This window comes from Halomonas cupida, assembly GCF_900142755.1.
In the GTDB taxonomy this organism is placed as follows: domain Bacteria; phylum Pseudomonadota; class Gammaproteobacteria; order Pseudomonadales; family Halomonadaceae; genus Halomonas; species Halomonas cupida.
The window spans coordinates 274,244-289,351 of record NZ_FRCA01000003.1; the positions used below are offsets into that span (position 1 = coordinate 274,244).

Annotated in this window: 12 protein-coding genes; 7 read left to right on the forward strand and 5 right to left on the reverse strand. The window is 58.4% G+C overall.

What is annotated here, in order from left to right; translation table 11 throughout:
- Positions 1-20: 20 nt before the first annotated feature.
- From BUE38_RS07590 to BUE38_RS07600, 3 genes are all read left to right on the forward strand, one after another.
- On the forward strand, positions 21-1,058 hold the full coding sequence (locus BUE38_RS07590) for a TRAP transporter substrate-binding protein (RefSeq protein ID WP_234986815.1): 1,038 nt from the start codon (positions 21-23) through the stop codon (positions 1,056-1,058).
- A 68-nt stretch (positions 1,059-1,126) separates the two neighbouring features.
- Complete coding sequence (locus BUE38_RS07595) at positions 1,127-1,600, forward strand: TRAP transporter small permease (protein ID WP_073434423.1); 474 nt, start codon at positions 1,127-1,129, stop codon at positions 1,598-1,600.
- Positions 1,597-2,886 (forward strand): TRAP transporter large permease, encoded by a 1,290-nt coding sequence (locus BUE38_RS07600; RefSeq protein ID WP_084541810.1) that lies wholly within the window; start codon positions 1,597-1,599, stop codon positions 2,884-2,886. Before BUE38_RS07595 ends, BUE38_RS07600 begins: the two co-directional genes overlap by 4 nt.
- A gap of 126 nt (positions 2,887-3,012) precedes the next feature.
- Here the strand turns inward: BUE38_RS07600 and BUE38_RS07605 are convergent, their stop codons facing one another.
- A complete protein-coding gene (locus tag BUE38_RS07605) occupies positions 3,013-4,032 on the reverse strand; it encodes a Fe(3+) ABC transporter substrate-binding protein (protein WP_073434424.1) in 1,020 nt (339 codons plus the stop codon).
- A 251-nt stretch (positions 4,033-4,283) separates the two neighbouring features.
- On the opposite strand from BUE38_RS07605, the gene BUE38_RS07610 reads away from it, so the two are divergent.
- Positions 4,284-5,396 carry an ABC transporter ATP-binding protein gene (locus BUE38_RS07610; protein ID WP_073434425.1) on the forward strand — a complete coding sequence of 371 codons (1,113 nt, stop codon included), beginning with the start codon at positions 4,284-4,286 and terminating at the stop codon, positions 5,394-5,396.
- On the opposite strand, the gene BUE38_RS07615 is transcribed toward BUE38_RS07610, so the two are convergent.
- On the reverse strand, positions 5,366-7,018 hold the full coding sequence (locus BUE38_RS07615) for an ABC transporter permease (RefSeq protein WP_084541826.1): 1,653 nt from the start codon (positions 7,016-7,018) through the stop codon (positions 5,366-5,368). The genes BUE38_RS07610 and BUE38_RS07615 overlap by 31 nt on opposite strands.
- Positions 7,019-7,290: 272 nt before the next feature.
- Here BUE38_RS07615 and BUE38_RS07620 point away from each other — a divergent pair, with 272 nt between their 5' ends.
- From BUE38_RS07620 to BUE38_RS07630, 3 genes are read left to right on the forward strand one after another with little or no spacing between them, the layout of a single operon-like run.
- On the forward strand, positions 7,291-7,893 hold the full coding sequence (locus tag BUE38_RS07620; RefSeq protein WP_073434427.1) for a TetR/AcrR family transcriptional regulator: 603 nt from the start codon (positions 7,291-7,293) through the stop codon (positions 7,891-7,893).
- Positions 7,890-9,044: an efflux RND transporter periplasmic adaptor subunit gene (locus BUE38_RS07625; RefSeq protein WP_084541811.1), complete on the forward strand. Its 1,155-nt coding sequence runs from the start codon at positions 7,890-7,892 to the stop codon at positions 9,042-9,044. The genes BUE38_RS07620 and BUE38_RS07625 overlap by 4 nt, the downstream gene beginning before the upstream one ends.
- A gap of 1 nt (position 9,045) precedes the next feature.
- Complete coding sequence (locus tag BUE38_RS07630; RefSeq protein ID WP_073434428.1) at positions 9,046-12,147, forward strand: efflux RND transporter permease subunit; 3,102 nt, start codon at positions 9,046-9,048, stop codon at positions 12,145-12,147.
- Between the two features lie 169 nt (positions 12,148-12,316).
- On the opposite strand, the gene BUE38_RS07635 is transcribed toward BUE38_RS07630, so the two are convergent.
- From BUE38_RS07635 to BUE38_RS07645, 3 genes are all read right to left on the reverse strand, one after another.
- Positions 12,317-12,937 (reverse strand): SagB/ThcOx family dehydrogenase, encoded by a 621-nt coding sequence (locus BUE38_RS07635; RefSeq protein ID WP_159438869.1) that lies wholly within the window; start codon positions 12,935-12,937, stop codon positions 12,317-12,319.
- Between the two features lie 235 nt (positions 12,938-13,172).
- Entirely contained in the window at positions 13,173-14,540 is a 1,368-nt protein-coding gene (locus BUE38_RS07640; RefSeq protein WP_073434429.1) for a TRAP transporter large permease, read from the reverse strand.
- The gene (locus BUE38_RS07645; protein ID WP_073434430.1) at positions 14,537-15,055 is read right to left on the reverse strand and encodes a TRAP transporter small permease subunit; all 519 of its coding nucleotides are present in this window, start codon (positions 15,053-15,055) and stop codon (positions 14,537-14,539) included. The genes BUE38_RS07640 and BUE38_RS07645 overlap by 4 nt, the downstream gene beginning before the upstream one ends.
- Positions 15,056-15,108: the final 53 nt, after the last annotated feature.

Consider the following 15,108-nt stretch of genomic DNA (forward strand, 5'->3'; position numbering starts at 1 on the left):
TGAAAACAATGAAAAGATTAATGGGGCTTGCGCTGCTGCTGTTGTCGGCTTCAGCCCATGCCGCCACATCAAACCCGTTTGACTGGTCTTCGGTTCCGGAAACAGATGACCAGATCACCATGCGGTTGGCTCATTCCTTGAACATGGAGTGGAGTTCTCAAACGGTAGCCATCAAGCGTTTTGCAGAGCTTGTCGCCATCTATTCCAACAATCGGATCAAGCCGGAGATTTTTCCTGGATCACAATTGGGTGGCGAAAAGGAAATGTTGCAACAGGCCCGACAAGGGGTGATTCAGGTGACCATTCCAGCGACCAATAACATGGCGCAGCTCGCTCCGAGCCTCAATGTGTTACTGCTACCTTACCTGACGCAGAGTACGGAAGAGTCCAATTTCCTTCTTGACGAGATCACCCCGGTACTGGTGCCAAGGGTCATCGAAGAAGCCGGTGTACGAATAGTCGGGTGGGAAAATACCGGTTGGCGAAACTTCTTCTACAACGCGCCTGATCCTATCAGAAGCCCGGCTGACCTTGCTCCGTTGAGAATGCGCGTGCCACCCAACGCCATCATGCTTGGTACCTACCGGGCGTGGGGTGCCTCACCAACACCGATTGCATGGAATGAGCTATACAGCGCACTACAGCAAGGTGTAGTAGAAGGTGGGGACAATCCCATCACCGATATCCTCGGTATGAAGTTTGATGAGGTAATTTCTCGAGTCACACGACTTCACTACACCATCCTTACACACCCCATTGTTGTGTCTGAGCATTGGTTCCAGAGCCTTCCTCAGGATCTACAAGAGGTAGTACTGAGAGCGGGGAGGGAAACCACAGAATATGTGCGCTGGTGGCAGCCACTGGATGAGGCTCGGTGGTGGATGATGGCCGAAGAAGCAGGTCTTCAGGTCGATTTCATCGAGGATGAGTCGGAGTGGCGAGAGCGTGCACAGTCGACCTGGCCAGACTACTACGATCTGATCGGAGAAGACGGTGCCGATCTGGTTAAGGTGGCTACAGATATAGTTGAGAAGTACGACAGTAAAAATAATCAATAATCACGCCGCTAAATCTTATGGTTTAGTGTGAAGTTTTTCGTCCGAGGTTCGGTCGGTGGAGTGTGAATATGATAAGAATTATTCGAAAGATTCAGCTGGCGCTGTGCCATGCGCTACTGTCGGTGATGGTATTGGCATTGTTTTTACAAATCATCTCTCGTGGTTTAAATTTTGGTGTGGAGTGGACGGAAGAGATATCCAGGTTCACCTTTATTTCATTTGTTTTTATAAGTGCAAGCTATGCAACTATAATGAAGGCTGATTTGAGGATTGGCGTATTCGCTGACTGGCTGTGTAACCGCGTCGGTGAGGCACCCGTTCAACTTTTTGTTACCGTGGTTCTTGTGCTTTTCGATTGTCTTATGGCTATATATTGCTTTGGTAATGTGTTGGATGGCCGTAAATACCCTAGTGTCTCTCCAGTGCTTGGCTTCAATACCAATTATTTGTTTCTGGTGCTGGTGTTCGCCTTCTCTCTGTCAGCCGTGGCACGAATTCCTGGCTGGAAGAATCGTACTGCTACGGTGGAGGATACGGCATGACAAGCGTGCAGATGGTCCTGGCAGTCGTATTGCCATTGTTACTCTTGCTGGGCGTACCTATCTATGCAGCACTGGGGTTGACCGGGTTCGCTGCTGCATATCTGATGGACGCGCAGCTGGTTTTCGCTTCTCAGGCAATTTTCAACGGTGTCGATAATTTCGCACTGCTGGCGATACCGGCTTTTATCCTGGCCGGAAATATCATGGAGAAGGGAGGGTTGACTCACGATATTATTCGGATATTTCGTCGTGCTTTCGGCGGAATTCCCGGTAGCTTGGGGATCGTCACCATTTTCTCCTGCATGTTCTTCGCAGCCATTTCTGGCTCAGGCCCGGGCACGGTAGCTGCAATTGGGTCCATCATGATCCCTTCAATGATCCGCTACGGATACCCAGCACCGTACGCAGCCTCAGTTACTGCAACTGGTGGTACACTTGGCATTCTGATCCCACCAAGCAATCCCATGATTATCTATGCAGTTATCGCTAATGTTTCCATCGCGGATGTCTTTGCTGCCGGGTTATTTCCGGGGCTCTTGATGGGGTTGGTGTTGGCATTTACAGCATACTTGGTCGCCAAGCGTACTGGCGCTGTGGTCAATAACGAAGATGAGATCGAGACAGAGAGCGTTGCAGTGCTGGTCTGGAAGGGAAAGTTTGCACTGTTCCTTCCCGTACTCATTCTTGGTGGTATATATTCGGGGATATTTACACCAGTAGAGGCATCCGTTGTTGCTGTTGTATACGCATTGCTGGTTGCCCGTTTTGTATACAGAAAATTGGATAAGGAGGCGCTGTCGTCAGCCTTCGAGCAGACCCATCGGATTTCGGGAGCGTTGATGATAGTCGTGGCATGCTCGACTCTTCTTGCCACTATGATCACGTTGGAAAACGTACCACAACAGATCAGTGAGGCATTTTCGAGCATTTCGACCAACCCTCTTATCATCTTATTGTGGATTAATGTATTTCTTCTGTTTGTGGGTACGTTTATGGAGACTATCTCCGCTATTATCATCCTGGCACCCATACTGGTTCCATTGGTGGTAGCGGTTGGGATAGACCCGGTACACTTTGGGATCATTCTGGTGACCAATATTCAAATTGCGTTCCTTACGCCGCCGTTAGGAGTCAATTTGTTTGTGGCCAGCCAGATATCCCAACTTCCAGTCGAACAGATAATTCGGTCGATCTGGCCATTTCTTCTCGCGCTTCTCGCTGTATTGGCTGTTGTAACTCTGGTTCCAGAGCTGAGCCTGTTTCTACCGTCGTTGCTGCATTCGTAACATCAGCTCTGGTGGTGCACTGGTGTTACCCCCACAACATACAGAGCCCACGCCGAATGGCGTGGGCTCTGTCGGTGTAACCTCAGATGTCGCTCCGCCCGAGCATCAATCCTCAGGCAATGACAATCAACGCCAGCCAACGCGGTCGAAGATGCGCACTGCTTCCGGGTTGTTCTCACCCAGTACGTTGACGTTGATATCGTCTTTCTTGAAATCGCCCATGGAGACCAGGGTCTCATCCATTTCTGCGCCTTCGACGGCTGGATACTCATGGTTGCCGATGGCGAACAGGTGTTGAGCCTTATCGGAGGCAAGGAACTCGAGGAATTTCACAGCATTGTCGTGGTTGGGGGCCCCTTCGACCAGGCCTGCGCCGCCGACATTGATATGGGTGCCACGATCTTCCTGGTTGGGGAACAGTGGCTCGACAGCTTCGGCAGCCTCGCGCTCAGCAGCATCGTCGGAGTTCAGCATTCGTGCATAGTAGTAGCTGTTGGCCACCGCCACGTCACACTCGCCTGCAGCAACGCCCTTGATCTGGTCGCGGTCACCGCCTTCCGGGTCGCGGGCCAGATTGTTGGCAACGCCCTGGGCCCATTCTTCCGCGCCTTCCGCGCCATGGTGTTCGATCATCGATGCCAGCAACGACTGGTTGTAGATGTTGTTGGATGAGCGAATGCAGATCTTGCCTTCAAGCGCCGGGTCGGCCAGCGATTCGTAGGTGGCGATCTGTTCCGGCTCGATGGTATCGGGGTTATAGAAGAACATTCGTGCCCGCTGGCTGAAGCCGAACCACTTGCCTTCCGGGTGACGCATGCTTTCGGGCAGGCGCTCGTTGAGTACTTCGGAGTCCACCGGGGCGAAGATGCCTTCCTGTTCGGCACGCCACAGACGACCGGCGTCGACGGTGATCATGACATCCGCCGGGCTGGCCTCGCCTTCGCGCTTGATACGCTCGATCAACTGATCGGATTCGCCCTGCAGTACATTGACCTCGATGCCGGTTTCTTCGGTGAAGGCATCGTAGAGGGCCTGGTCGGAGTCGTAATGGCGCGCGGAGTAGACATTGACGCTACCATCGGCGAGTGCCGCAGTGCTGGCACTGGCCAAAGCGACGGCGGCGGCGATTGCGGAGAGATGGCGCATGGTTGACCTCGAATTATCGTTGGGCGGTACAATGAATGGCACTGCATAGTATAGGTAAGAGATGTTGTTTGATAATAAGTGTCATTACTGTTGAATTGAATCGGCACAGAATCCTGGCAAGCCTTCTCTGATGACGCTTCTGTCAACGCTACGCCTGCGCCGTCGGAGGCATCTCGCTGACGAGCGCGGTAAGATGATCAGCGTTTTCCCCAACCAGCCCGCCAATGCCTGCAGGAGCCAATGCCTTGTCCATGTCGCAACCTGCCCGCTCTCCCGCTGCAACGCCAGTGGACACCGCCGCCCGGAAGTTGCTCGAGGTGCGGGGGCTCTGCCATTACTACGACGGCCAATCAGCGGTGTCCGATGTCTCCTTTGATATCGAGCCGGGGGAGGTGGTCTGTCTGCTGGGGCCATCCGGCTGTGGCAAGACCACACTGTTGCGTATCGTGGCCGGGCTGGAAGCCGTTCAGCAGGGGGAGTTGCACTTCAACGGCGAGTTGCTGGCTGCCACCGACCGAGCGCATGTACCTCCGGAGCGTCGCAGTGTCGGGCTGGCATTCCAGGAGTCGGCATTGTTCCCGCACCTGAGCGTACTCGACAATGTCACTTTCGGGCTGCAGCAGATGGGAGCACGGCAGCGCAACGAGCGTGCTCGGGAACTGCTCGAGCAGTTGGGCATGACGCACTACGCCGAGTCCTTTCCACACACACTGTCCGGTGGTCAGCAACAGCGTATCGCCCTGGCCAGGGCGTTGGCGCCATCACCGCAGTTGATGCTGCTCGATGAACCCTTCTCAAGCCTTGATGCACGGCTGCGCGACCGCATTCGCGATGACACTCTGCATGTATTGAAGAAGGTTGGAGCCGGCGCCCTGCTGGTGACCCATGACCCGGAGGAGGCGATGTTCATGGCCGACCGTATCGTGCTGATGCGCGAAGGGCGGGTAGTACAGGTCGGCACGCCTCAACAGCTCTACTGCGAGCCAACGGATCCCTTTGTGGTTACCTTCTTCGGTGAGGTCAATTGTCTGGAAGGCGTTGTCAGTAATGGTTATGTACACACCTCTGTGGGCCCGGTTGCCACGGATCAACCCGATGGCAGCCGTGTTCAGGTGTTGGTGCGGCCAGAAGGGCTACGGGTGGTGGAGATCGCCAGCACCCAACCCCATGAACACCATAGTCACGTGCTGATGGCGCGTCTGCTGGGACGGACCAGCCTGTTGCACCTCTGCGCCCATGGTACTGAAGGACAGGAAGCCCACCTGCATGCCCGGATGCCGGGGGTGTTTCTCCCCGAGGAAGGGCAGCCGGTGCAGGTGAGCCTGGATCCGAGTCAGGTGTTTGTCTTCCCCGTGGCGACCTGAGCTTGAACTTGCTGACCTGTCTGGCCGGGACGCGAGCGGCGCATGGCCAGGCTCAGTAGAATCACCGGCACGATGCCCACCGCGACGATGGTCAGTGATGCTGTCGAAGCTTCGGCAAGGCGCTCATCGGCGGCCAGGTTGTGGGCGCGTACCGCCAGGGTGTCGAAGTTGAATGGACGCAGGATGATGGTGGCCGGCAGTTCCTTCATCACATCGACGAATACCAGAATGGCGGCCGCCAGTAGACTGCCGCGCATGATCGGTGCATGCACCTTGCGTAGCGTGCCGGTGGCGGTCTCGCCCAGGGTCCGCGCCGCGGCATCCATGGAGGGAGTGACCTTGCCCAGACTGGCCTCCACGGCATTGAATGACACCGCCAGAAAGCGCGCCACATAAGCGTAGATCAGGATAAAGGCGGTGCCGCTGAATACCAGCCCCAGTACCTCGCCGCTCCAGCCCTTGTACAGATGATTGATCTGGCTATCCAGCCAGGCAAAGGGAATCAGAATACCGACCGCGACCACCGAGCCGGGAATGGCGTAGCCCAACGAGGCAATGCGTGTTGCCGTGCGTGTCCATACACCAGGCTGCAGGCGCGCGCCGTAACTGAGAACCACCGCCATGCCGACCGCGACCAGCGACGCGATCACCGCCAGTACCAGGCTGTTGCCGGCATATTCGAGAAATCCTCGGCCGAGTACCGAGTCGCCCTTGCGCAGCGCCATCTCCCCGAGCACCAGACAGGGCACCACGAAGCCGATCACCACCGGCACTGCACAGGCGAACGTCGCCAGTGCGGCCTTGAGACCACGCAGCTGGTATTCGGGGAGTTGCTGGTAGCGGTGTGAGGTGTGGTGATAGCGACGCTGTCCCCGTGACCAGCGCTCCAGAAGCACCAGCAGGATCACCAGTGCCAACAGGCAGGCGGCCAACTGGGCGGCGGCAACCTGTTCACCGAGTCCGAACCAGGTGCGATAGATGCCGGTGGTGAAGGTATCGACACCGAAGTACTGCACGGCACCGAACTCGTTGAGGGTTTCCATCAACGCCAGCGAAACACCACCAACCAGCGCTGGTCGAGCCAGCGGCACGGCAATCTGCCGGAACATCTGCCAGGGGCCGCGTCCCAGAGTTCGGCCCACATCCAGCATGCATACCGACTGCTCGAGGAAGGCGGCGCGCGCCAGCATGTACACATAGGGGTACAGCACCAGGGTGATCAGCACGGCGGCACCCGGCAGTGAACGGATATCCGGGAACCAGTAGTCATGGCGCGTCCAGCCGAACAGGTTACGTAGTGCACTCTGGAAGGGGCCGGAGTACTGCAGGAAATCGGTATAGGCGTAGGCAATGACATAGGTCGGTACTGCCAGAGGCAGCAGCATCGCCCACTCGAACAGGCGCTTGCCCGGAAAGCGGCACATCACCACCAGCCACGCGGTGCCGGTGCCGATCACCAGGGTGCCCAGGCCGACACAGGTCACCAGTATCAAGGTGTTGATCAGATAGCGAGGCAGCACAGTGCTGGCGAGGTGTTGCCAGACCTCGGCGGAGGGCACCACCAGATGGCCGAGAATCACCAGTACCGGCAGGGCCACGATAGTGGCCACCACGAAGGTCAACCAGGCCCAGCCGGAAAGCGAGCGATGTCGGTGGGAACGAGCCGAGGGGGTGGGGGGCGTGGTCAACCGGCAGACTCCTGACAGCAGGCGGTGTGATGCGCTGATGATACCAAGTCGCGATTGACCGTGCTGAATGGTTGGCCAACGATAATGAGTATTGAAAATGAATGATTGTTCATTTATTTTTGCGGAGTTGATTCCAGCACCGGGAAACTTCGGCAAGTCAGAGGCGGACGGTGCTCTTCAGGAACGGCTCTTCAGGACAGCTCTCCATGCGTCAACGTGATGACAACAAACGCCTTGCACTGCTCGAGGCAACACTGGAACTGGTGACCGAGCAGGGGTTCTCGGCGACCTCGGTGGCGATGATTGCGCGCCGTGCCGGTGTCTCGCCCGGTACGCTCTATATCTATCACGAGGACAAGGATGCGCTGCTGGTCTCCACCTTCCTCGATGTCTGTGACCGGCTGATCGATACCGCCCTGGGGCAGGTTGATGAGCATCTGGTCTTGCGTGAACAGTTGCGCCGAGTGTGGGTGGCCCTGTTCGAGGTGGCTCTGGCGTCACCGCGGCTGTTCCGCTTCTACGACATGTTCAGTCATTCGGCGTGGATGACCGATGAACTGCGTGAGCGTAATGACCAACGCCTGGCACCGTTACTGGAGGCTTTGGCGGAAGGGCAACGCCAGGGGCTGATCAAGCCGGTGGGACTGGCGTTGCTGGAAGCCTTTCTGTTTCGACCGATTCATCATCTGGTGCAGTCCAGCGGCTGCCACCCCTTCGAACCCGACAGCGCCAGCATCGACATGGCCTTTGCCATGGCCTGGGATGCCGTTGCGCTGAAGCACTGTGCTTCACAGGAGTCCGTGTCATGACCTTGCAGCGTGGTATGTCCACTGGCGCTGGGCAGCGCTGGTACCCATGGGTGCTGCTGAGCGTAATAGTCAGCCTGCTGACGGCCTGCAGTGAGGCTGCTTCACCCCTTGAGCAGCAGCAGATTCATCCGGTCAAACTGGTGACGCTGGATGCCGGTCGTGAGGCCGGTTTGTTGCGTTACCCCGGCGTGGTGTTGGCCTCGGAGCGCTCGGCGCTGTCATTCCGTACCGGCGGAGAGCTTGCGGAGTTGTCGGTCAGTGCCGGTGATGAGGTCAAGGCCGGTGATCAGGTGGCACGGCTCGATGACCGTGATGCGCAAAGCCAACTGGACAATGCTCGTTCCAGCTATGAGCTGGCTGCTGCGACCCATGAGCGGATGCGGGTTTCATTGGAGCGTGGTGCCATCAGCCGTTCGAGCTATGACGAGGCGCGTGCCCAGTTTCTCTCGGCTCGGGCCAACCTGTCCCAGGCGGAGGATCAGCTCAGTTATACCGTATTGCGCGCGCCCTTCGATGGCGTCATTGCTCAGGTGCCGGTGGACAACTACCAGGTGGTGGGCGCCCAGCAGACCATTGCCGAGCTCCAGCAACCCGGCTCCATTGATGTGACCTTCCAGCTGCCCGAGCAACAGGTTCGGCAGATAGATGAGCAGCGTACCGATGCGGTGCGGACCAGTGGCACCGAAGTGGCCTGGGTCGAGTTTTCCCATGGCGGCAAGCGCTATCCCGCTCATTATCGCAAGCATGACAGCAGTGTCAGTGAAGGCTCACTGAGCTATGAGGTCACGTTGACACTGCCCGAGCCGGAGGACATCACCGTGCTGTCCGGCATGAGCACCACGGTATTGCTGGATATGCAGGCATTGACCCAGGAGCAGAAGCAGGCCTGGCGAGTGCCGGTCTCTGCCTTGACGACCCGCGATGAACAACCGGAGCAGCCGGTAGTGTGGCGCTATGTGGCCGACGACCCCGAAGACCCGCAGTCGCCGGGGCGTGTCGAAGCGGTCACGGTGACGCCGGGAAGGGTGACTGCCCGAGGAATCCTCGTCGAAGGTGATCTCGCCGTGGGTGACCGGCTGATCGCAGCGGGTACCCAGGCGTTGCAGGAGGACCTGCGCGTCCAGCCCTGGGTCAAGGAACAGGGGCTCTAGCATGGTCGATTACTTCCTGCGTCAGAAAGTGATCAGTTGGATGGTGACGCTGCTGCTGGCAGTGGGCGGGGTGGTGAGCTTTCTTGGCCTTGGCCAGTTGGAGTTTCCCGAGTTCACCATTCGCAATGCGGTCATCACCACGCCCTATCCGGGCGCCACGCCCGAGCAGGTCGAAGAGGAAGTCACCCTGAGGCTGGAGAAGGCCATTCAGGAGATTCCCCGCCTCGATAATGTCACTTCGGTCAGCTCCGATGGCCTGTCACAGATCATCGTCGAACTGGATGACACGGTGCGGGAGCATGAACTCGATCAGTTCTGGGACCGCTTGCGGCGCAAGATCAGCGACGCTCAGTCCGGGTTACCGCCTAGTGCCGGCAGCTCCATCGTCAATGATGATTTCGGTGATGTGTTCGGCCTGCTGGTGACGCTGAGTGGTGAGGACTACAGCCAACGCGATATCGAGGATCATGCGGATCTCCTCCAGCGTGAGTTGCGTCTGGTCGACGGTGTCAACAAGGTCGCCATCGGTGGTACCCGTGACGAGGAAGTCGTGGTGCTGCTTGATCGCGACCGCATGAAGGCGCTGGGAGTGTCGCCCGATCAATTGGCCGATCTGCTCAATGCTCAGAATGTGGTCGGAAATGCCGGCCATATCAAGCTCGATGGGCTGTCATTGTCGATTCAGCCCAGCGGTGAATTCGACAGCGTTGAAGCGCTCGAGCAACTGGTGATCGGCCGGCCGGGCAATGGGCTGATTCGGCTCGGGGATATTGCTGAGGTCGAGCGCCATTTCAGTGATGCTCCCCAGTTGATCTATCATGCCGATGGTCTTCCGGCACTGTCGATCGGGGTGTCCTTTGCCGCCGGGGTCAATGTCGTGGATGCCGGGGCACTGGTGGAGCAGCGGCTCGCCGAACTCGAGCCCCGCATGCCACTGGGCATGGAGCTGACGACCGTCTATCACCAGCCCGAGGTGGTGGAAGAGGCGGTCAATGGCTTTCTGATCAACCTCGCTGAGGCGGTCGGTATCGTCATTCTGGTGCTGTTGATCTTCATGGGCGTGCGTAGCGGCCTGTTGATGGGGCTGGTACTGCTGCTGACCATCCTCGGCACCTTCATCATGATGTCGATTCATGGCATCCAGTTGCAGAAGATCTCTCTTGGAGCGCTGATCATTGCCTTGGGCATGCTGGTGGATAATGCCATCGTCATCACCGAAGGCATGATGATCGGCCTGCAGCGGGGCAAGACAAAGCGCCAGGCGGCGCTCGAGGTGGTTGGTCAGAACCGCCTGCCGTTACTCGGAGCCACGGTGATTGCTATCACGGCATTCGCACCGATCGGTCTGTCGCCCGACGCCACGGGTGAGTTCATCGGCTCGCTGTTCTGGGTGTTGTGCTATTCGCTGCTGCTCAGTTGGATCACTGCACTGACCCTGACACCGTTCTTCTTCGACCTGTTCTACCGCAAGGATTCCGATGATCCACAGTCGGGCGATGGCGCAGGAGAAGATCCCTACCGAGGGGTGGTCTATCGCGGCTTCCGATCACTGTTGCGGATGGCCATTCGCTTGCGTTACCTGACCCTGGGCGTGGCGGTGGTGCTGTTGGTCGGAACGCTGTCCATGGCAGGCCAGGTGAAGAATGCCTTCTTCCCCTCGGCCACCACACCGCTGTTCTTCGCCGACCTGTGGTTGCCGGAAGGCACCGATATTCTCGAGACCGAACGCACGGTGGCCGAGTTTGAGCAACAGGTGCTGGCCATGCAGGATGTTACCCGGGTGACCAGTGTGATCGGTGGTGGTGCTCAGCGCTTCACCCTGACCTATGCGCCGGAAGATCGGTACGCGGCCTATGGTCAGTTGATCATTGAAACCACCGATACCGAGAGCCGGGCGGCACGGATGGAGGAGGTCATCACCACGCTGCGCCAGCAGTATCCGCGGGTGCAGTACAAGGTACAGGCCTTGCAGGTCGGTCCGTCGGCCAAGGCCAGCCTCGAGGCACGTATCTTCGGGCCGGACGCCGACACCCTGCGTCGTCTGGGGGCCGAGGTGCGCAACATCTTCCAGGCCGAGTCGATGGCCGATGGGGTGCGCCTGTCATGGAGCAATCGCGAGAGTGTCATGGTGCCCGAGTTCCTCGATGAACAGGCTCGCCGTGTCGGGGTTACCCGTGCGGCGTTGCATCAGGCCCTGCTGCTCAATAACGATGGTGAGCGTGTCGGGGTCTATCGAGAGGGCAGTGAGCTGATTCCCATCGTCATGCGTTCCCGTGAGGATCAGCGTTATGACATCGACAATCTCGGCGCGCTCAATGTGTGGAGCGATGAACAGGGGCGTTACGTCAGTGCGGCCAATGTGCTGGGCGAGCGGGAGGTCGAACTGCGTGATCCGTTGATCAAGCGGCGCGACAGGCAGCGTATGCTCGCGGTCTATGCCGAACCCATGCCGCTGTCCGGCGAGACGGCGGCCAGTGTGTTGGCACGTATCCGCCCCCAGGTCGATGCACTCGAGCTGCCACCCGGCTATCACATCGAGTGGGGCGGGGAGTACGAGACTGCCAGCGATGCCCAGAGTGCCCTGCTGTCGTCATTACCGATGGGGCTGCTGGGGATGTTCATCATCACCGTGTTGTTGTTCGGCAGTCTGCGCCAGGCGTTGTCGATCTGGTCGATCGTACCGCTGATGCTGATCGGCATCATCGGTGGCCTGGTCTTGCTTGGGGCGCCCTTCACCTTCATGGCGCTGCTCGGCACTCTGAGTTTGATCGGCATGGTGTTGAAGAATGCCATTGTGCTGGTCGAGGAGATCAATGTTCAGCAGGAGACGGAACAGGCGAGCTTCGATGCTGTGGTTCAGGCCGCAGTCAGCCGGGTGCGTCCGGTGGCCATGGCCGCAGTGACCACCATGCTGGGCATGTTGCCGTTGCTGACCGATGCCTTCTTCCAGAGCATGGCGGTGGTGATCATCTTCGGTCTCGGCGTGGCCACTTTGCTGACACTGATCGTGTTGCCGGTGGTCTACTGCACGTTGATGGGGATTCCGGCCAGGGAGTCGGACACGAAAGAAACGGAGGGGATGTCTACCCCCCTGAAGGACTGATATGAACTGATGTGGAATCGGTAAAGAGGGAGGCAGGCCAGCAATGTCTCCCTCTTTTTCATGCCACCTTCTTTCTCATGCCTCCCCCTTTTCATGTTATGGAGGGCGCACGGCCGTGGTTGAGCTCATCAAGTCTGGGCAGACGTGGCGTCCAGGAGAGAGTGTCCGACTACCCGAAGGGTCGACCGATACAGAGCAGTGCGGTTGGTGCCAGGTCGGCAGGTAGTTGCAGGGCGTCGCTGGCCATCTGGTCATCAAAACCTCCGACCAGGACTCCGCCCAGACCGAGAGCGGTGGTCTGCAACTGGACGTTCTGCGCCAGTGCTCCTGCTTCCATATAAGCGTAACGCAGTCCACGTTCCCCGCAGGGTGGCTGGTGCTCGAAATGCTGGGTGATGTCGTCCAGCCTGGCGGCGATGCCGACCACCACCGCGGCGACGCCCAGCCAGGTCTGCTCCCCGATACCTGCCGCCTGGATAGCGTCTTCGCTGGCTGGCTTACCTACGAATCTCAGCCCATGGGCCTCGCTCTGGTACTCATAGATGCCCGGCTCCAGCGTTTCGACGCGTCGCACCAATACGTGAAGGCGCAGTGGATAGAACTCGCCAGGAGAAGGTGTTGCTCGCAGGCTTTCTGGTCCGGTGATGCCCTGGGCTGCCCACAGTAGCTGGGAAAACTCAGCCAGGCTCAGAGGTTCCATCGTGTATTCACGGATGCTGCGGCGGCGTTGGATACAGTCGACTAGTGGAACGGAGGTGCGGGTCTGAGGTTCAGGCAGTTCAAGCATCATCCAATGTCTCCCCCGGTAGTGGTGAACGTGCGGCAGTGAAGATGGTGTAGTGGTGAAGGTGCGGTGAAGAGTGATCAGCGAGGTGGTATGTCTCTTCAATAACGCTGAGCTCGCAGAAAGGGAATGACAGGTGCGCAAAAGCTTGATCTGCATCCAATATAGAGCGAGGTGGTGTCTGGGAAGACTGGAAAGGAAACCCGTCACGTTCCTGGCCAGGAGCATGACGGGCTAGCTTCTAGCTGTAACCGACCATCTTCTCCGGCAGGCCAGTGATCAACCACGGGAACCAGGTCAGCAGCACACAGGTGATCAGGATCAGCAGGCAGAAGGGAATCACTGCCTTGTACAGATCCAGTGTCTGCACCTCGGGAGGCGCCACGCCCTTGAGGTAGAACAGCGCATAGCCGAAGGGCGGCGTGAGGAAGGATGTCTGCAGTACCACCGCGACCATCACCACGAACCACAGGATATCGATGCCCATGGTATCGATGATCGGCAACATGATCGGGAAGCTCAGCAGCACGATACCGGTCCAGTCGAGGAACATACCCAGCACGAACACCAGCAGGAACATCAACAGCAGAGCGCCGATGGTGCCACCGGGCATTGCCAGCACCAGTTCGCTGATCACGTCAGTACCACCGCCGATGGCGAAGACGCCGGTGAAGGCGGTAGCCCCGACCAGCACGAACATCACCATGGTGGTGGTCTTGCCCGCCTCGATGAAGGTGTTGTAGCAGGTTGATAGTTTACGGTCGCCGAAGATCAGAAACAGGATAAAGGCCATGGCCACACCAATCGCTGAGGCCTGGGTGGCGGTGGCGATACCGGCGAACAGCGCACCAAGTACGCCCAGGATCAGACTCATCGGCGGCAGCACATACTTGAACAGTCGCAGGACCAGCTGGCCGGTGGAGGTCTCGGCGCGTTCCGCCGCCGCAACAGGAGGACCGAACTCCGGTTTTATCAGGCACAGTACCAGCACATAGATCGCGTACATGGCTCCCAGCATCAGGCCGGGAATCAGTGCTCCGGCAAACAGTGCGCCCACCGACACCGGCGAGTAGCTGGCCATCAGAATCAGCATGATGCTCGGGGGGATCAAGATGCCGAGGCAGCCGCTGGCCATGATCACACCCGCCGAGAGCCCCTTGTTGTAACCGTACTTGAGCATCGGCGTCAGAGCGATCAGGCCCATGACCGCAATGGAGGCACCGACGATGCCAGTGGTGGCGGCAAGCAGTACCGAGACGATGACCACGGTCAGTGCCAGACCGCCTCGCACCCGCCCCAGCAGTAGGCGCATGCTCTCGAACATGCGCTCCGTGACCCCCGAATCATTCAGGAAGCGGGCCATCAGAATGAACAACGGGATGGCCACCAGTACATAGTTGTCCATGGCGCGGCCATAGATATTGTTGATGATCAGGCCGAGTACCTGAGAGCCCGGGCCCAGACAGGCCGCGAGCACGGCGGTGCCACCGAGCACAAAGGCCAGTGGGTGGCCCATGAACAGGCCGATCATCAGGCCGGCGAACATGAAGATGGTGAGCTGCTCTGGGGTCAAGCTATGACTTACCGACGATAGAAGGTCCGAGATCATGCCGCATCCTCCGTGGGTGACTCGCCAGAGGCCAGCTCATGGATGGCACGCAGCACGATGGCGATTGCCTGCAACAGGATCAGTACGCCAGCGATCACCAGTACGGCCTTGATCGGGTAGACCGGGATCGAGACAACGCCATAGGTGGATTCTCCACGACTCCAGGAGCGCGCGAAAAACGTCCAGCTGTAGCTGATGAACATGATGATGAAGGGCACGAAGAAGATCGCGTAGCCCAACAGGTCGAGTAGTGCACGACCGCGCCGCGACAACAGGCGTTTGATGACGTCAACCTCGACATGGGCATGGTGCCGCAGCCCGTAGGCCGTGAGCAGCATGAAATGCGCGCCGAACAGCATGGTGGTGATGTCGAAGGCCCAGTCACTGGGTCGACCCACGACATAGGAAAGAACAATGTCATAGATCACCACCACGGTCATGATGGCGATCAGGGGAGCAACCAAACGGCCGAACCATTCGTTCAGGCAGTCAATGGCCTTGATGATGGAAAACATCGGAGCGCCTCAATCAGATCGGGAAAGCTGCACAGGTATGTCAATGTCTTCCG

What these genes read in the sequence shown, in the direction of transcription:
- BUE38_RS07600 (WP_084541810.1), top strand. Translation starts at nt 1,597, where the DNA reads ATGACAAGCGTGCAGATGGTCCTGGCAGTCGTATTGCCATTGTTACTC.
- BUE38_RS07605 (WP_073434424.1), bottom strand. Translation starts at nt 4,032, where the DNA reads ATGCGCCATCTCTCCGCAATCGCCGCCGCCGTCGCTTTGGCCAGTGCC.
- BUE38_RS07620 (WP_073434427.1), top strand. Translation starts at nt 7,291, where the DNA reads ATGCGTCAACGTGATGACAACAAACGCCTTGCACTGCTCGAGGCAACA.
- BUE38_RS07645 (WP_073434430.1), bottom strand. Translation starts at nt 15,055, where the DNA reads ATGTTTTCCATCATCAAGGCCATTGACTGCCTGAACGAATGGTTCGGC.
- BUE38_RS07590 (WP_234986815.1), top strand. Translation starts at nt 21, where the DNA reads ATGGGGCTTGCGCTGCTGCTGTTGTCGGCTTCAGCCCATGCCGCCACA.
- BUE38_RS07635 (WP_159438869.1), bottom strand. Translation starts at nt 12,937, where the DNA reads ATGATGCTTGAACTGCCTGAACCTCAGACCCGCACCTCCGTTCCACTA.
- BUE38_RS07610 (WP_073434425.1), top strand. Translation starts at nt 4,284, where the DNA reads ATGTCGCAACCTGCCCGCTCTCCCGCTGCAACGCCAGTGGACACCGCC.
- BUE38_RS07630 (WP_073434428.1), top strand. Translation starts at nt 9,046, where the DNA reads ATGGTCGATTACTTCCTGCGTCAGAAAGTGATCAGTTGGATGGTGACG.
- BUE38_RS07625 (WP_084541811.1), top strand. Translation starts at nt 7,890, where the DNA reads ATGACCTTGCAGCGTGGTATGTCCACTGGCGCTGGGCAGCGCTGGTAC.
- BUE38_RS07595 (WP_073434423.1), top strand. Translation starts at nt 1,127, where the DNA reads ATGATAAGAATTATTCGAAAGATTCAGCTGGCGCTGTGCCATGCGCTA.
- BUE38_RS07640 (WP_073434429.1), bottom strand. Translation starts at nt 14,540, where the DNA reads ATGATCTCGGACCTTCTATCGTCGGTAAGTCATAGCTTGACCCCAGAG.